The sequence below is a fragment of the Oryzobacter telluris genome, from assembly GCF_043099285.1.
In the GTDB taxonomy this organism is placed as follows: domain Bacteria; phylum Actinomycetota; class Actinomycetes; order Actinomycetales; family Dermatophilaceae; genus Oryzobacter; species Oryzobacter telluris.
This window is the reverse complement of sequence record NZ_CP170723.1, coordinates 2,210,848-2,227,610: the sequence shown is the minus strand read 5'-3', so window position 1 is coordinate 2,227,610 and position 16,763 is coordinate 2,210,848. Positions and strand designations below refer to the sequence as shown.

General features: G+C 72.6%; 15 protein-coding genes. 6 read left to right on the top strand and 9 right to left on the bottom strand.

What is annotated here, in order from left to right:
• Positions 1–4: 4 nt before the first annotated feature.
• The 6 genes from ACFLFB_RS10175 to glgA form a co-directional block, all read right to left on the bottom strand.
• Entirely contained in the window at positions 5–817 is an 813-nt protein-coding gene (locus tag ACFLFB_RS10175) for a TrmH family RNA methyltransferase (RefSeq protein ID WP_392542058.1), read from the bottom strand.
• Positions 814–1,590: a sulfite exporter TauE/SafE family protein gene (locus ACFLFB_RS10170; RefSeq protein WP_392542057.1), complete on the bottom strand. Its 777-nt coding sequence runs from the start codon at positions 1,588–1,590 to the stop codon at positions 814–816. The genes ACFLFB_RS10175 and ACFLFB_RS10170 overlap by 4 nt, the downstream gene beginning before the upstream one ends.
• 47 nt (positions 1,591–1,637) lie before the next feature.
• On the bottom strand, positions 1,638–2,873 hold the full coding sequence (locus tag ACFLFB_RS10165) for an SPFH domain-containing protein (RefSeq protein WP_392542056.1): 1,236 nt from the start codon (positions 2,871–2,873) through the stop codon (positions 1,638–1,640).
• A 37-nt stretch (positions 2,874–2,910) separates the two neighbouring features.
• Positions 2,911–3,375 (bottom strand): NfeD family protein, encoded by a 465-nt coding sequence (locus ACFLFB_RS10160; protein WP_392542055.1) that lies wholly within the window; start codon positions 3,373–3,375, stop codon positions 2,911–2,913.
• A 72-nt stretch (positions 3,376–3,447) separates the two neighbouring features.
• A complete protein-coding gene (locus tag ACFLFB_RS10155; protein ID WP_392542054.1) occupies positions 3,448–4,230 on the bottom strand; it encodes an ABC transporter ATP-binding protein in 783 nt (260 codons plus the stop codon).
• A gap of 18 nt (positions 4,231–4,248) precedes the next feature.
• Positions 4,249–5,457: a glycogen synthase gene (glgA, locus tag ACFLFB_RS10150; protein ID WP_392542053.1), complete on the bottom strand. Its 1,209-nt coding sequence runs from the start codon at positions 5,455–5,457 to the stop codon at positions 4,249–4,251.
• Positions 5,458–5,519: 62 nt separating this feature from the next.
• Between glgA and glgC the strand changes: the two genes are divergently transcribed.
• From glgC to ACFLFB_RS10120, 6 genes are all read left to right on the top strand, one after another.
• Positions 5,520–6,773: a glucose-1-phosphate adenylyltransferase gene (gene glgC, locus ACFLFB_RS10145; RefSeq protein ID WP_392542052.1), complete on the top strand. Its 1,254-nt coding sequence runs from the start codon at positions 5,520–5,522 to the stop codon at positions 6,771–6,773.
• Positions 6,770–7,597: an LLM class F420-dependent oxidoreductase gene (locus ACFLFB_RS10140; RefSeq protein WP_392542051.1), complete on the top strand. Its 828-nt coding sequence runs from the start codon at positions 6,770–6,772 to the stop codon at positions 7,595–7,597. Before glgC ends, ACFLFB_RS10140 begins: the two co-directional genes overlap by 4 nt.
• A 10-nt stretch (positions 7,598–7,607) precedes the next feature.
• The gene (serB, locus tag ACFLFB_RS10135) at positions 7,608–8,846 is read left to right on the top strand and encodes a phosphoserine phosphatase SerB (protein ID WP_392542050.1); all 1,239 of its coding nucleotides are present in this window, start codon (positions 7,608–7,610) and stop codon (positions 8,844–8,846) included.
• Between the two features lie 4 nt (positions 8,847–8,850).
• Positions 8,851–9,708: a cyanophycinase gene (locus ACFLFB_RS10130; RefSeq protein WP_392542049.1), complete on the top strand. Its 858-nt coding sequence runs from the start codon at positions 8,851–8,853 to the stop codon at positions 9,706–9,708.
• A 59-nt stretch (positions 9,709–9,767) separates the two neighbouring features.
• On the top strand, positions 9,768–12,629 hold the full coding sequence (gene cphA / locus ACFLFB_RS10125; protein ID WP_392542048.1) for a cyanophycin synthetase: 2,862 nt from the start codon (positions 9,768–9,770) through the stop codon (positions 12,627–12,629).
• A gap of 84 nt (positions 12,630–12,713) precedes the next feature.
• On the top strand, positions 12,714–12,908 hold the full coding sequence (locus ACFLFB_RS10120; protein ID WP_392542047.1) for a hypothetical protein: 195 nt from the start codon (positions 12,714–12,716) through the stop codon (positions 12,906–12,908).
• A 36-nt stretch (positions 12,909–12,944) separates the two neighbouring features.
• Here the strand turns inward: ACFLFB_RS10120 and ACFLFB_RS10115 are convergent, their stop codons facing one another.
• The 3 genes from ACFLFB_RS10115 to fabG all read right to left on the bottom strand — a co-directional run bounded on the left by ACFLFB_RS10115 (position 12,945) and on the right by fabG (position 16,723).
• Positions 12,945–15,149 (bottom strand): tetratricopeptide repeat protein, encoded by a 2,205-nt coding sequence (locus ACFLFB_RS10115; protein ID WP_392542046.1) that lies wholly within the window; start codon positions 15,147–15,149, stop codon positions 12,945–12,947.
• A 40-nt stretch (positions 15,150–15,189) separates the two neighbouring features.
• On the bottom strand, positions 15,190–15,948 hold the full coding sequence (gene fabI, locus ACFLFB_RS10110) for an enoyl-ACP reductase FabI (protein ID WP_392542045.1): 759 nt from the start codon (positions 15,946–15,948) through the stop codon (positions 15,190–15,192).
• Positions 15,949–16,009: 61 nt separating this feature from the next.
• Positions 16,010–16,723 (bottom strand): 3-oxoacyl-ACP reductase FabG, encoded by a 714-nt coding sequence (gene fabG, locus ACFLFB_RS10105; protein ID WP_392542044.1) that lies wholly within the window; start codon positions 16,721–16,723, stop codon positions 16,010–16,012.
• Between the last annotated feature and the right edge of the window lie 40 nt (positions 16,724–16,763).

Sequence of the window (16,763 nt, the reverse complement as noted above, 5' to 3'; positions counted from 1 at the left end):
TGCCTCAGGGCGCGCGCAGCGCCCAGGCGGCCACGGCACCGGCCGCGGCGACGTTGAGCGAGTCGACCCCGCCGGCCATCGGGATCCGCACGGTGAGGTCGACCGCGGCCAGCGTCCGCCGGCTCAGCCCGTCGCCCTCCGTGCCGAGGACCAGCGCGAGCCGCTCCGGGGGTGAGGCCGCCAGCTCGTCGAGGCCGACCGACTCGTCGGTGAGCGCCAGTGCGGCCGTGGTGAACCCGAGCTCGCGCAACCGCTCCACCCCCCCGGGCCACGGGTCGATCCGGGTCCACGGCACCTGGAACACCGTCCCCATCGAGACGCGGATGGACCGCCGGTAGAACGGGTCGGCGCACCGCGGCGTGACGAGCACGGCATCGACCGACAGCGCTGCGGCCGACCGGAACACGGCCCCGACGTTGGTGTGGTCGACGATGTCCTCGAGGACGAGCACCCGCCGGGCACTGGCGAGAACGGCCTCGAGAGAGGGCAGCTCGGGCCGCTGCATCGCGGCCAGCGCACCCCGGTGGAGGTGGAACCCGGTGAGTGCCTCGATGACGTCGGGCTCGCCCACGAACACCGGCACGCCGTCGGCCTCGGCGGCCGCCACGACGTCGGCGAGGTCGGTGAGCCACCGCTCCCCCATGAGGTAGGACCGGGGCCGGTGGCCGGCCGCGAGCGCCCGCCGGATGACCTTCTCCGACTCCGCGACGTACAGCCCGCGCTCGGGCTCGGTGCGTCGCCGCAGCGCGACGTCGGTGAGGCCCACGTAGTCCGTCAGCCGAGGGTCGTCGGCCGACGTGATCCGCTCGACGGTCACCCCGCCACGACCATCCGCGTGACGGCCACGAGCCCGATGACGACGATCGCCCCGCGCAGGACCGCCGGCGGCAGGCGACGCCCCACCGTGGACCCGATGACCCCGCCGATCGTCGACCCCACGGCGATGAGGAGCACGACGAGCCAGTCGATCTGGCCGAAGGCCACGAGGACGAAGACGATCGCGGCGACGGCGTTGACGATGGTCGCGAGCACGTTCTTGTACCCGTTGAGCCGCTGCAGCGGCTTCGGCGACAGGGCACCGAGGATCCCCATGAGGATGATCCCCTGTGCCGCACCGAAGTACCCGCCGTAGACGCCGGCCCCGAACGCCCCGGCCTGCATGGCGACCGTGTGCTCGGGCTCGCCGTCGACCCCTGCGGCCTCACGGCGTCGAGCGGTCCACGCGTTGATCCACGGGCCGACGACGACGAGGGCGATGCCCACGACGATGAGGACGGGGACGATGGCCTTGAACAGGTCCGGGGCGAGGACGAGGAGCAGCACCGCCCCCAGCGCCCCGCCGAGGAACGACATCGGCGCGAGCCGCTTGAGGTCGGGCCCGGCGCCCTCGAGCTCCTTGCGGTAGCCGATCGCACCGGTGAGGCTGCCGGGCACCAGGCCGATGTTGTTGGAGATGTTCGCCGTCACCGGGGGGATGCCCAGGAGCAGCAGCGTGGGGAAGGTGATGAGGGTCCCCGACCCGACGATCGTGTTGATCGTGCCCGCGCCGATCCCCGCGAGGAGCACGAGGAGGGCGTCGGACCAGGGCACCCGGACACCCTATGCGGGTGCCCGGGTGCGGGTGTCGTGCGGTCCGGTCAGCGACCGGGCGGCGGAGGCAGCGGCTCGTCGTCGCCGGCCGCTGGCGGTGCCGGGGGCTGCGACCCGGGGGCCGGGGGCGGCGGCGGGGCGTCCTCCGACGGGGGAACCGGCGGGGCCGGGGGCGGCGTCACGGGGGCGCGCGGCGGGACCGCGTCGGCGGACGGCTGGATCGGGGGCTGCACCCGCGACGCGGGCGAGGCGTGCTCCTCGGCCTCACGGCTGGCCATGCCGGCCTGGCCGCGGGCCGCGGCCAGCGCCTTGGCCGGGTCCTCGAGGGTGGTCTCCTCGAAGGCGTTGCCGGGGCCCTCGCCGGGGTCGACCCACTGCTCGTCGTCGCCGCCGTCGAAGCCGCCCTGGCCGCGGCCGAGCATGCCGCCGATGCCCTTGAGGGCGTCGGTGAGCTCGCTGGGGATGATCCACATCTTGTTGGAGTCACCGCGGGCGATCTGCGGCAGCACCTGGAGGTACTGGTAGGCCAACAGCTTCTGGGTGGGCTTGCCGCGGTGGATGGCGTCGAAGACCTGCTGGATGGCGCGGGCCTGGCCCTGCGCCTCGAGGATGCGGGCCTGGGCCGAGCCCTCGGCGCGCAGGATCTGGCTCTGCTTCTCGCCCTCGGCGGTGAGGATCTGGCTGGCCTTCTGGCCCTCGGCCTGCAGGATGATGGCGCGGCGCTCGCGCTCGGCCTTCATCTGCTTCTCCATCGACTCCTGGATCGACTGCGGCGGGTCGATGGCCTTGAGCTCGACGCGGTTGACGCGGATGCCCCACTTGCCCGTGGCCTCGTCGAGGACGCCGCGCAGCTGGCCGTTGATCTGGTCACGGCTGGTCAGCGTCTGCTCGAGGTCCAGCGAGCCGATGACGTTGCGCAGCGTGGTGACGGTGAGCTGCTCGATGCCCTGGATGAAGTTGGCGATCTCGTAGACCGCCGACTTCGGCTCGATGACCTGGTAGTAGATGACCGTGTCGATGGAGACGACGAGGTTGTCGCTCGTGATCACCGGCTGCGGCGGGAACGAGACGACCTGCTCGCGCAGGTCGATGTTGGCCCGCACGAGGTCGACGAACGGCACGAGGATGTGCAGCCCGCCCTCGAGGGTCCGCGAGTAGCGGCCGAGGCGTTCGATGATGAGCGAGGTCTGCTGGGGCACGATGCGCACCGTGCGCACGAGCACCATGATCGCGAACGCCGCGAGCAGCAGCAGCACGATGATCGGGAACACTCCGTCGGGCATGGGTCTGGCCTTTCACACGGCGCCGGTCGGGCGCGGGTCAGGTGGAGGGGTCGTGGTGGACGGGCTCGACGACGGCCGTGGCCCCGTGGATGGCGATGACGCGGACCTCCTCGCCGGGACCGACGGGCGTGGTGCCCTCGGCCAGGCGCGCGGACCAGGTCTCGCCGGCGAGCTTGACGCGGCCGTCGGTGTCGGTGACGGCCTGCAGGACGCGGGCCTCGCGACCGACGAGCCCCGACGGGCCGATGTGGTGGTCGACCTCGCCGTCGGTGAACTGCCGCTTGATCATCGGGCGCACGACGACGAGGAGGAGCAGGGCGACCGCCACGGCGATGACGACCTGCAGCGGGACGGGAGCGCCGACCCCGGCGGCGACCGCACCCGCCACCGCACCCCCGGCGAACATGAGGAAGACGAAGTCGACGGTCGCGACCTCGATCGCGCCGAGCACGAGGGCGACGCCCAGCCAGAAGAGCCACCAGTTGTCCGTCAGCCAGTCCATCGGCCTGTCCCCTTCCCGTGGTGCCTGGTCACCTGTTCGACGCGTGGGCGGTGCTGGGAGTTCCCTGTGAGCTCACCGGGCGCGGGCGGCATAGCGGTCCCCCCGGACCTCGAGCTCGAGCGGGAGGCCGAAGGTGGCCTCGAGGTTCTCGGCGGTCAGCGTGATCTCGATCGGGCCCTGCGCCACGACGCGACCCTCGCGCAGGAGCAGGACGTCGGTGAAGTGCGGCGGCACCTCCTCGACGTGGTGGGTGACGAGCACCATCGCCGGGGCCGCGAGGTCGGCGGCCAGCGCGCCGAGGCGCCGGACGAGGTCCTCGCGCCCACCGAGGTCGAGGCCCGCGGCCGGCTCGTCGAGGAGCATGAGCTCGGGATCGGTCATCAGGGCGCGGGCGATCTGGACGCGCTTGCGCTCGCCCTCGGACAGCGTGCCGAAGCGGCGGCCCGCGAGGTGGCTGGCACCCAGGGCCTCGAGCAGCTCGTGGGCGCGGCCCTCGTCGAGACGGTCGTACGCCTCGCGCCAGCGACCGACGACGCCGTAGGAGGCCGTGACGACGACGTCGCGGACGATCTCGTGGCCCGGGATCCGGTCGGCGAGAGCGGCGGACGCCAGGCCGATGCGGGGACGGAGCTCGAACACGTCGACCGCGCCGAGGACCTCCCCGAGCACGCCGGCGACACCGGTGGTCGGGTGGATGCGGGCCGCGGCCAGCTGGAGCAGCGTGGTCTTGCCGGCGCCGTTGGGGCCCAGCACGACCCAGCGCTGGCCCTCCTCGACCTCCCACGACACGTCGTCGAGGATGCGCGTCTCCCCACGCACGACGCTCACACCGGCCAGTGCGAGGACGTCACTCATGCGATGACCCTAACCGAGTCAGGACGAGAGCATCCGTCGCCTCAGGACATCGAGGTACACTTGGTTGGTCTGTTCCCCGATCGAGGCCCACGAGAACGACTCCACGGCCCGTCGGCGCCCGGCCAGTCCCATCCGGTCGGCCCGCGCGGGGTCGCTCACGGCGTCGTTGAGGGCGGCCGCGAGGTCGGCGACGAAGCGGTCCGGGTCGACCGGGGTGCCGGTGCCGTCCTGCACCTGCTCGATGGGGACCAGCCAGCCGGTCTCGCCGTGCACGACGACCTCGGGGATGCCGCCGGTGGCCGTGGCCACCACGGGCAGCTCGCAGGCCATCGCCTCGAGGTTGACGATGCCCAGCGGCTCGTAGACGGACGGGCAGACGAACACGGTGGCACTGCTCAGCAGGGCCACGACCTCGTTGCGCGGCAACATGGTCGGCACCCACACCACGCCGTCGCGGGTCTCGCGCAGGGTCTCGATGAGGCCCTCGACCTCGGCGAGGATCTCCTTGGTGTCCGGCGCGCCCGCGAGGAAGACGAGCTGCACCTCGGGCGGCAGCTCGGCCACGGCGCGCAGCAGGTAGGGCAGGCCCTTCTGCCGGGTGATCCGGCCGACGAAGATGACGCTCGGCCGGTCGGGGTCCACGCCGTGGCGCCGCACGACGTCCTCGTCGCGCTCGCGCTGCCAGAGCTGGCTGTCGATGCCGTTGTGGACGACCTTGACCTTGTCGGGGTCGACGTCGGGGTAGCAGCGCAGGATGTCGGCGCGCATCCCGGCGCTCACGGCGATGACGGCGTCGGCGGCCTCGTAGGCCGTCTTCTCCACCCACGACGACAGGCGGTAGCCGCCGGCCAGCTGCTCGGCCTTCCACGGCCGCATCGGCTCGAGGCTGTGCGCCGAGAGCACGTGGGGGATGTCGCCCATCAGCGCGGCCACGTGCCCGGCGAAGTTGGCGTACCAGGTGTGCGAGTGCACGAGGTCGGCTCCCTCGCAGGCCGCGGCGATGGAGAGGTCGACGCCGAGGGTGGTCAGGGCCGCGTTGGCGCCGGTCAGCTCGGCGAGGTCGGGGTGCCCGGTGGTGCCGTCCTCCTCCCGCGGTTCGCCGAACGCGTGGACGCGGACGTCGATGTCGCCACGCCGGCGCAGGGCCCGCACGAGCTCGGCGACGTGGACTCCGGCGCCGCCGTAGATGGCCGGGGGGTACTCCTTGGACAGGATGTCGATGCGCACGAAACCGACCCTAGGGCGAACGTGGTCTCCCGGCGAGGGGGCAGACCCAATAGCGTGGGGTCATGGCGTACCGCAGCGGAGGTCCGAAGGTCCTGGCAATCGTGCTGGCTGGCGGTGAGGGGAAGCGGCTCATGCCACTCACGGCCGACCGGGCCAAGCCTGCCGTCCCCTTCGGGGGGATCTACCGCCTCATCGACTTCGCCCTGTCGAACGTCGTGAACTCCGGCTACCTCAAGGTCGTCGTGCTCACCCAGTACAAGTCGCACAGCCTCGACCGGCACGTGACGAAGACCTGGCGGATGTCGACGATGCTCGGCAACTACGTCGCCCCGATCCCGGCCCAGCAGCGCGTCGACAAGTCGTGGTACCAGGGCAGCGCCGACGCGATCTTCCAGAGCCTGAACACGATCACCGACGAGCGGCCCGACATCGTCGTCGTCGTCGGAGCCGACCACGTGTACCGGATGGACTTCTCGCAGATGGTCGAGCAGCACATCGAGTCCGGCGCCGGGGTCACCGTGGCGGCCATCCGGCAGCCGAAGGAGACCTCCGACCAGTTCGGCGTCATCGAGGTCGCGGCCGACGACCACACCCGCATCAAGGCGTTCCGCGAGAAGCCCACCGACCCCGACGGCCTGCCCGACTCGCCGGACGAGATCCTCGCGAGCATGGGCAACTACGTGTTCTCCGCCGACGCCCTCATCGACGCGGTCACCGCGGACACCACCCTCGAGGGCAGCAAGCACGACATGGGCGGCGACATCGTGCCGGCGCTGGTCACCCAGAACGCCGCGTACACCTACGACTTCAAGAAGAACGTCATCCCCGGCGGCACCGAGCGCGACATGGGCTACTGGCGCGACGTGGGGACGATGGACTCCTACTTCGACGCGCACATGGACCTCGTGTCGATCCACCCGGTGTTCAACCTCTACAACTACGACTGGCCGATCTACACCTCGCACGGCCCCTACCCGCCGGCGAAGTTCGTCCACGGCCACCACGGGCGGTTCGGCGAGGCGCTGAACTCGGCCATCTCCCCCGGCGTGGTCATCTCCGGTGCGCGGGTCAACGGCTCGGTCGTCTCCCCCGACGTCAAGGTGCACAGCTACACCGAGATCGACAGCAGCGTCATCCTCGACGGTGTCGAGATCGGGCGGCACTGCGCCATCCAGCGGGCCATCATCGACAAGAACGTCACCGTCCCCGACGGCGCGAAGATCGGCTTTGACCGCGAGCACGACCTCGAGCGCGGGTTCTCGGTGACCGAGTCCGGCATCACCGTCGTCGGCAAGGGCCAGACGGTGGTGGCGTGACCGGCGACCGGCCGGTGCGGATCGGGGCGCAGCTCCAGCCCCAGCACGCGTCGTACGCCGACATCCGTCGCGCCTGCGCGCAGCTGGAGGACATCGGGGTCGACGTCCTGTTCAACTGGGACCACTTCTACCCGCTCTACGGCGAGCCCGACGGAGCGCACTTCGAGTGCTGGTCGATGCTGGCCGCCTGGGCCGAGGCCACCGAGCGCGTCGAGATCGGCGCGCTCGTCACCTGCAACAGCTACCGCAACCCCGCGCTGCTCGCCGACATGGCCCGCACCGTCGACCACATCAGCGCCCGCGACGGGGCCGAGGGGCGCCTCATCCTGGGCATCGGGTCCGGCTGGTTCGAGCGCGACTACGACGAGTACGGGTACGAGTTCGGTTCTGCTGGTGGCCGTCTGGACGCCCTGAAGCGCGACCTGCCGATCATCAAGGACCGCTGGTCGAGGCTGAACCCGGCCCCGACGCGGCCGATCCCCGTCCTCATCGGCGGCGGTGGGGAGAGGAAGACGCTGCGCATCGTCGCCGAGCACGCCGACATCTGGCACGGCTTCGGCGCGCCCGAGACGATCGCCCACAAGCACGCCGTCCTCGACGAGTGGTGCGCGAAGGTCGGCCGCGACCCGGCGTCCATCGAGCGGTCCTCCGGCGTCTCCCCCAAGCCGGGCCGCCTCCCCGAGGACGTCGCCGACTACGCGGCCGGTGCCGAGGCGCTGTTCGACGTCGGGACGCGGCTGTTCACGGTCGGCCTCAACGGCCCCGACTACGACCCAGGTCCGATCCGCGACCTCGTCGCCTGGCGCGACGCGAAGGCTGGATAGCCTGCGAGACGTGCCCTCCGACGCCGACGACCAGTCACTGCCACCGCTCCCCGATCCCGAGCGGCGCACGCTCCTCGTCACGCTCGACGGTCCGGACCGGCCCGGGGTGACCAAGGCGGTCTTCGAGGCCGCGGCCACCGTGGGCGCCGAGGTGCTCGACCTCGAGCAGGTCGTCGTCCGCGGCCACCTGGCGCTGTCGGTGCTGCTCGGCCCGACGCAGGACGAGAACGTCCTCACCGACCGGCTGACCCGGGCCGGCGAGGAGATGGGGATGCGCGTCGGGCTCGTCGTGGGCCACGGCGACAACGCCCGCAGGCGCACCGGGCGAGCCGCCGTCGTCGTCATGGGGTCTCCCCTGGAGACGGGGCACGTGGCCGCCGTCGCCGGTGCCGTCGCCGCCCACGGCGCCAACATCGACCGCATCCGCCGCCTCTCGCGCTGGCCGGTCACCACCGTCGAGCTCGACGTCTCCGGCGCCGACCTGCCCAGCCTGCGCCAGGACCTCGCCCTCGTGTCGGCGGAGACGGGCGCCGACATCGCCGTGGCGCCCTCCGGCCTGGCCCGCCGCGGCGGACGCCTCGTCGTCATGGACGTCGACTCCACGCTCATCCAGGACGAGGTCATCGAGCTCCTCGCCGCGCACGCCGGCCGCGAGGCCGAGGTCGCCGCCGTCACCGAGCAGGCCATGCGCGGCGAGCTCGACTTCGCCCAGAGCCTGCACGCCCGCGTCGCGACCCTCGCCGGCCTGCCGGAGAGCGTCCTCGAGGACGTGCGAGCGGCCGTGCGGCTCACGCCGGGCGCACGGACCCTCGTGCGCACCCTCAAGCGACTCGGCTTCACGGTGGCGCTCGTCAGCGGCGGGTTCGTCGAGGTGGTCGAGGCCATCGGCGCCGACCTCGGGGTCGACCACGTGCGGGCCAACCGCCTCGAGGTGGTCGACGGCGTCCTCACCGGCCGCGTCGTCGGCGAGGTCGTCGACCGGGCGGGGAAGGCCGCGGCACTGCGCGAGTTCGCCGCCCTCGAGGGTCTGCCCCTCACCCGGACGGTCGCGATCGGCGACGGCGCCAACGACCTGGACATGCTCGCCGTCGCCGGTCTGGGCGTCGCGTTCAACGCCAAGCCCCTCGTCCGCAGCCAGGCCGACACCTCCCTCAACGTCCCCTACCTCGACGCGGTGCTGTTCCTCCTGGGGATCTCCCGCGAGGAGGTCGAGGACGCAGATGAGGCGGGCGACACCCCACTAGGCTGACCGGGTGCCGCGCTACCCCACGACCACCCCCACCCTCTTCGTCATCGGCGGGGCCGAGGACCGCGTGGGCAAGGCCTCGCTCCTGCGGCACTTCCTCAAGCTCTGCGGGGGCCGCCGCTCCACCATCGTCGTCATCCCCACCGCGTCGTCGTTCCAGGACGAGGTGGGCGCCTCGTACACGGAGGTGTTCACCCGCCTCGGCGCCAGCAGCGTGACGATCGTCAACCCGGCGACGCGCGAGGAGGCGCACGACCCCGAGCTCGTCGCCGCCATCGACGCCGCCACCGGCGTGTTCATGAGCGGCGGCAGCCAGCTGCGCCTCTCCCAGCTGCTCCCCGGCACCCCGCTCGGCGACGCCCTGCACCGGGCCCACGACCGCGGCTGCGTGGTCGGCGGCACGTCGGCCGGCGCGTCGATCGTCTCCGACTTCATGATCTCGATGGGCGACGAGGGCGTCACGCCGCGCCAGCGCGCCAGCCAGGTCACCGCCGGGCTGGGCCTGCTCCGCGGGGTGGTGGTCGACCAGCACTTCGACCAGCGGGCACGCTACGGTCGTCTGATGTCCGTGATCGCCCCGTCCCCGCACCTGCTGGGGGTCGGCATCGACGAGGACACCGCCATGGTGGTCTCCGACGGGCGGGAGTTCGAGGTCCGCGGCTCGGGGGCGGTCTTCGTCCTCGACTGCACCACGGCCCGCACCGACGCCGCCGACGCGCGCGCCGGGGCACCCGTCCTCGTGTCCGGCGCGATCGTCCACACCCTGCCGGCCGGGTCGACCTTCGACCTCGTGCAGCGCCGGCTCTCCGCGTTCGTCGAGCAGCACCCCGACCTGCTCGTGTCGGTCGCCGCCAGCAAGGCCTGACCGTCGCGACGGCCCGCCCGTCCGCCCACCCCCGTCCCGACCTCCCAGGAGAAGCGCCGATGGACCGCCCGACCCCGACCGGCCCCGCCGCACCCGAGCTCACGATCGTCGAGTCACGGGTCTACCGCGGCGGCAACATCTGGTCGTACGACCCGTCGATCCACCTCGTCGTCGACCTCGGCGTCCTCGAGGGCTACCCCACCGACACGCTGCCGGGGTTCACCGACCGCCTGGTCGAGCTCCTCCCCCGCCTGGTGAACCACACCTGCTCCAAGGGCACGAAGGGCGGCTTCGTCGAGCGGCTGCGCGAGGGCACCTGGCTCGGGCACGTCACCGAGCACATCGCCCTCCAGCTGCAGCAGGAGGCCGGCCACGACCAGCGCCGGGGAAAGACCCGCATGGTCAAGGGCAAGACCGGCGTCTACAACGTCATCTACGGCTACACCAACGAGGAGGTCGGCGTCGCCGCGGGCCGCCTCGCGGTGCGCCTGGTCAACCACCTCGTGCAGGAGGAGGAGGGCTTCGACTTCGCGCAGGAGATGGAGAACTTCCTCACCCGGGCCGAGCGCACGGCCTTCGGTCCGTCGACCGCCGCCATCCTCGAGGAGGCGGTGAGCCGCGACATCCCCTTCATCCGGCTCAACACCGGCAGCCTCGTGCAGCTCGGCCAGGGCGTGCACCAGCAGCGCATCCGCGCCACGATGACCTCGAAGACCGGTGCGCTGGCCGTCGACATCGCCGGCGACAAGGACATGACGACCAAGCTGCTCAACTCGGCCGGCCTGCCGGTGCCGAAGCAGGAGACGGTCCGCTCCGCCGACGGCGCCGTCGCCTCCGCGCGGCGGATCGGCTTCCCCGTGGTCGTCAAGCCGCTCGACGGCAACCACGGTCGCGGCGTCTGCCTCAACCTCGTCACCGACGACGACGTCCGCGAGGCGTTCGTCGTCGCCGAGGAGCAGTCCCGCCGCGGCTACGTCATCGTCGAGTCGATGGTGACCGGCCGCGACTACCGCTGCCTCATCGTCGGCGGGAAGATGCAGGCCATCGCCGAGCGCGTCCCGGCCCACGTGGTGGGTGACGGCACGCACACCGTGCGCGAGCTCGTCGACATCACCAACGCCGACCCCCGCCGTGGCGTCGGCCACGAGAAGGTCCTCACCAAGATCAAGGTCGACGCCGCCGCAGAGGAGCTCGTGCGCGAGCAGGGCTTCGGGCTCGACGACGTCCCGCCCGCCGAGCAGATGGTCAAGCTCGCCCTCACCGGCAACATGTCGACCGGCGGCATCTCCATCGACCGCACCTTCGACGCCCACCCGGACAACATCGAGATCGCCGAGGAGGCCGCGCGCCTCATCGGGCTCGACGTCGCCGGCATCGACTTCATCGCCCCTGACATCGCCTCCCCCGTGCGCGAGACCGGTGGCGCGATCTGCGAGGTCAACGCGGCTCCCGGGTTCCGCATGCACACGCACCCGACGGTCGGTGAGCCGCAGTTCATCGCCAAGCCGGTCGTCGACCTGCTCTTCCCCCCGGGCACGCCGTCGCGCGTCCCGGTGGTCGCCGTCACCGGCACCAACGGCAAGACCACGACCTCGCGGATGATCGCGCACATCATGAAGGGCCTGGGCCGCCAGGTCGGCATGACCTCCACCGACGGCATCGTCATCGACGAGCGGCTCGTGGTGCGCGCCGACGCCTCCGGGCCGCGCTCGGCGCGGATGGTGCTCCAGAACCCGCGCGTCGACTTCGCCGTGATGGAGGTCGCCCGCGGCGGCATCCTGCGCGAGGGCCTGGGCTACGACCGCAACGACGTCGCCGTCGTGACCAACGTCGCGCCCGACCACCTCGGCATGCGCGGCATCGACACCCTCGAGCAGCTGGCCGACGTCAAGGCCGTCATCGTCGAGGCCGTCCCCCGCGACGGGTTCGCCGTCCTCAACGCCGACGACGCCCTGGTGCGCAAGATGCGTCGGCGCTGCTCGGGCTCGGTCGTCTGGTTCTCGCTCGCCGAGGCCGGCACCCCGGTGCGCGACCTCATCGACGACCACTGCCGCCGGGGCGGGCGCGCCATCGTCCTCGACCGCACCGACCGCGGCGACATGATCGTCATCCGCCACGGCCGCCGGTCGATGCAGCTGGCGTGGACCCACCTGCTCCCCGCCACCTTCGGCGGCACGGCCCTGTTCAACGTCGCCAACGCGATGGCGGCCGCGGGCGCGGCCTTCGCCAGCGGCGCCGGCCTGCACGAGATCCGCCAGGGCCTGCGCACCTTCACGACGTCGTACTACCTCTCCCCCGGCCGCATGAACCAGGTCAACGTGCACAACGTCGACGTCATCGTCGACTACTGCCACAACGCTCCGGGCATGCGCGTGCTCGGCGAGTTCCTCGAGCGCTACGCCGCCGTCAAGGCCGGGCAGACCGACCTCGGCAAGATCTCGCGGATCGGCGTCGTCGCCACCGCTGGCGACCGCCGCGAGGAGGACATGCGCGAGCTCGGTGCCATCGCCGCCGAGCACTTCGACGTCGTCGTCGTCCGTGAGGACGTGCGGCTGCGCGGACGCGAGAAGGGCTTCACCGCCGAGCGGGTCGCCGAGGGCGTGCGCGCCCGGATGGGCGAGCCGGGCGTGCGCTGCCGCCAGGTCGAGGTCGTCCTCGACGAGACCGCGGCGGTGCGCCACGTCATGGCGCGGGCCAACCCCGGCGACATCGTCGTGCTCTCGGTCGACCAGCACGCCGACGTCATGGCCGAGCTCGAGTCGATGACCAAGCAGGCCCAGCCCGGCAGCCACTCGCGCGACAGCGTCGGCGACCCCGACCTCGACCCCGAGGCGCTGACCGTCGAGGCCTCGGAGACCGGAGACGAGGCGGCCCGCGAGGTCGACCCGTCCGAGACGCCCGCCGGCTCCTCCGCCGGCTGACGGCCCGCCACGTCGCCGCGGGTCGTTGACCTGCGGCGACGGCGGCCCCATGCTGGTGCCCCGACAGCAGACGGAGGAGGGGCCGTGGTCTGGATCGTGCTGGGAGTCGTCGCCCTGGTGGTGCTCGTCGTGCTGTACCGCGACCTGACCCGCCGTCCCGACCCGACGGCCCTGCCCGAGGGCGCCCGCGTCGCCGACGGCGAGAACGTCGCGTGGGACCGCTCCTGGGACGGCGTGCGTCCGCAGGGGATCAACTACCAGGGGCCCGGGCCGCTCTGACCCCGGTGCCCTCCCGGCTCGGTCGTGGTGGTCCCGTCAGCGGCCGAGGTCGGCCGTGTACGCCGTGAGGGCGCGCCGGTAGCGCTCGACGTCGCCGTCGGTGCTCGTCGCGACCACGGTGGCGAGCAGGTCGCGCAGCGCCTGCGTCGCGTGCCCCGCGTCGTGCTGCACGAGGGCGCGGAACGCCGCGACCCCCAGGCTCTCCGGGTGCCGTGACGCGACGTCCTCGATGACGGCCGCCGCCTCGTGGTGCCGTCCCAGGACCCGCAGGCTGGACGCCAGCTGCACCTGCGCGCGGTACAGCAGGGGCTCGCGCAGCCCGGAGGCCAGCGACTCCTCGTACAGCGGCACGGCCGCGGCCTCGTCACCGGCGGCGTCGAGCGCCCCGGCGTGCTCGAAGGCGATGCGGGCGTCGCCGGGGTGCGCGTCGTGCAGCACGCGGGCGGCCTCGATGCGGGCGGCGTCGTCCTCCAGCTCCCAGAGGGCGGCGATCTCGTCCTCGGCCTCGTGCTCGCCGCGGGCGCGGACCACCTTGCGCCGCACCGCGTCGGGGTCGTCCGACACCGCACCGCGCTCCCCCAGCCAGGCGGCGATGGCGGCACGCTCGGCGTGACACATCACCGCGACGACGTCGCCGTCATCGGCGGCCTCGACGAGCGCCTGGAGCCCGGAGAGCTCGGTGGGGTACGACGAGACGTCGGCGACGCCGGCCCGGGCCAGGCCGATGCGCAGGTGCGCCTCGAGGTCCTCCATGCTGCGGCCGCGCAGGTAGTGCTCCTTGTGCGCCGCGACGACGTGGTCGGCGCGCAGGCCGGCCATCTCGCCGAGGGTCTCGAGGATGTCGTCGGTGCGGTCGCCTCCGGTGCCGAGGGCGAGGTGCACCCGTCCCCACGGAGCGACGAGCCCGCGACACACATCGAGCAACGCCTCCAGACCGGCCTCGTTGTGGGCGAGGTCGACGATGACGGTGGCCGAGCCGCCCTCCACGGGAACGGAGTACGTGTTCATCCGGCCGGGGTTGAGGACGTCGTCGGGCAGGAAGGTCCGCAGCCCTTCGACCACCGAGTCGCGGGCCAGCCCGAGGCCCAGGGCCGCGGAGGCGCCGGCGAGGGCGTTGAGGAGGTTGTGGTGCGACAGGCCGGACAGCGCCATCGGCAGGTCGACGACCTTGAGGAGCCGGTCGGGAAGGCCGTCGGACGTCAGGACCGTGAGGTGGTCGTCGAGGATCGTCGTGGCCCGGCCGCCGGCGCCCAGGGCGTCGCGCACGGCGGGGGCGTTGGGGTCGGCCGCGAACACCCAGGGGCGCCCCCGGGCCGCGCCGCGCATCGCCCACACCCGTGGGTCCTCTCCGTTGAGGACGACCCAGCCGGTGGGCTTGGTGACGCGGGTGATGATCGCCTTGACCTCGGCGAGCTGGTCCACGGTGTCGATGCCCTGCAGGCCGAGGTGGTCGGCGGAGACGTTGGTGACGACGGAGACGTCGTTGTGGGTGACGCCCATGCCGCGCAGCAGCATCCCGCCGCGGGCGGTCTCGAGGATGCCGATCTCCACCCCGGGAGCCTCGAGCACGGCCCGGGCCCCGGCCGGGCCGGAGTAGTCGCCGGTCTCGACGACCTCGCCCTGGACGAGGACACCGTCGGTCGAGCTCCAGCCGGTGCGGAACCCGGCCGTCATCGCGATGTGCGCGAGGAGGCGCGTGGTGGTCGTCTTGCCGTTCGTGCCGGTGACCGACACGACCGGGACCTGCGGCGTGAGGATGCGCGGCCCCTCGCCCTTGGGCGCCGACGCGACGACCTGCGCGTGGGCACTCACGGCCTCGGCCCACGAGCGGCCGGCGTGGACCTCGGCCATGACGTCACCGATGGCGGCGCCGAGGGCCTCCGCGCGACCCCGGTGCCTCCAGACGAAGGCGCAGATGACGACGTCGGTCTCCGCAGCGGCTCGGGTGCGCACGCCGAGCCGGCGGGTGCCGGCCTCGACGGCCACCGCCCGCGCCGCCCGCTCGACGACGCGGACCAGGACGCGCTGGCGCTGCTCGCTGCCGGGAGCCCCGGGTTGTCCACGCCGCAGGCCGGCCGCCGCGGTGAGGGCCCGGACGTCCGCGACGGGGGCGGCGAGCCACCCCGGGAGGGCGAGGGTCACCTTGACGGCGGGTCGCGGGAAGTAGAGGTTGGGGCCCTCGAGGAGACGGACCTCCCGGGTCTGCGCTCCGGGCTCGGTCGCGGCGTGGTCGCTGCTCACGAACGGGGAGCCTAGTCGGCCGACGGGTGTCGCCCGACCGTCAGACCCCCATCGCGTGGAAGCCGCCGTCGACGTGGACCATCTCGCCGGTGGTCGCGGGGAACCAGTCGGACAGCAGGGCGCAGCAGGCGCGAGCGGCGGGCACCGCGTCGTTGACGTCCCAGCCGAGCGGGGCGCGGGTGCCCCACTCCTCCTCGAAGCGCTCGAAGCCCGGGATCGACTTGGCCGCGGTGGTGCGGATCGGGCCCGCGGCCACGATGTTGCAGCGGATCCCCTTCGGGCCGAGGTCGCGAGCCAGGTAGCGGTTCGTGGACTCGAACGCGGCCTTGGCCACGCCCATCCAGTCGTAGACCGGCCAGGCGAAGCGGGCGTCGAAGGTGAGCCCGACGACGCTGCCGCCCTCGGACATCAGGGGCAGCGCGGCCTTGGTGAGGGAGGCCAGCGAGTAGGCCGAGACCTGCACGGCCGTGGAGACGTCGTCCCAGCCGGCCTCCATGAAGTTGAAGGCGCCCTGCGGGGCGAAGCCGATGGAGTGCACGACGCCGTCGAGGTGGGGCACGTGCTCCTTGACCCGGTCGGCCAGGGCCGCGAGGTCGTCGTCGCTCGTGACGTCGAGCTCGACGACCGGCGGGGTCTGCGGCAGGCGCCGGGCGATGGCGGAGGTGATCTTCATCGTGCGGCCGAAGGAGGTGAGGACGACCTCGGCCCCCTGCTCCTGCGCCAGCTTGGCGATGTGGAAGGCGATGGAGGAGTCCATGAGGACGCCGGTGACGAGCAGCTTCTTGCCCTCGAGCAACATGGCGGGCCCTTTCGCGTCGGGGGTCGGTCGGTGTGCGGGTGAGCGTGCAGGTGGGGCGGGCTCAGTGGCCCATGCCGAGGCCGCCGTCGACGGGGATGACGGCACCGGAGATGTAGGCGGCGTCCTCGCTCGCGAGGAAGCGGACGGCGGCCGCGACCTCCTGGGGGCTGGCGAACCGGCCCGCGGGGATGGCCGCCTTGTAGGTCTTCTGGGTGTCCTCGGGCAGCGCGGCCGTCATGTCGGTCTCGATGAAGCCCGGGGCCACGACGTTGGCCGTGATGCCCCGCCCACCGAGCTCGCGCGTGATGGAGCGGGCCAGGCCGACGAGGCCGGCCTTGCTGGCGGAGTAGTTGGCCTGCCCGGGACCGCCGTAGAGGCCCACGACGCTGGAGATGAGGATGATGCGACCGCGGCGCAGGCGGATCATCCCCTTGCTCGCGCGCCGGGCGCAGCGGAAGGCGCCCGCGAGGTTGGTGTCGATGACCGAGTCCCAGTCCTCGTCCGACATCCGCATGAGGAGGGTGTCCTTGGTGATGCCCGCGTTGGCCACGAGGACCTCAACCGGGCCGCCGAGCAGCCCCTCGGCCTCGGTGAACGCGGCGTCGACCGAGGCGCTGTCGGTGACGTCGCACTTGACGCCCAACAGGCCGTCGGGGGCGTCACCGGAGCGGTGGGTGACGACGACCTTGTCGCCGGCCTCCGCGAACGACCGGGCGATCGAGAGGCCGATCCCGCGGTTGCCACCGGTGACGAGGACGGTGCGTGGCTCGCTCATGCCGTCGAACCTAGTGGACTACCGCTGGGTAGCCGGAAGC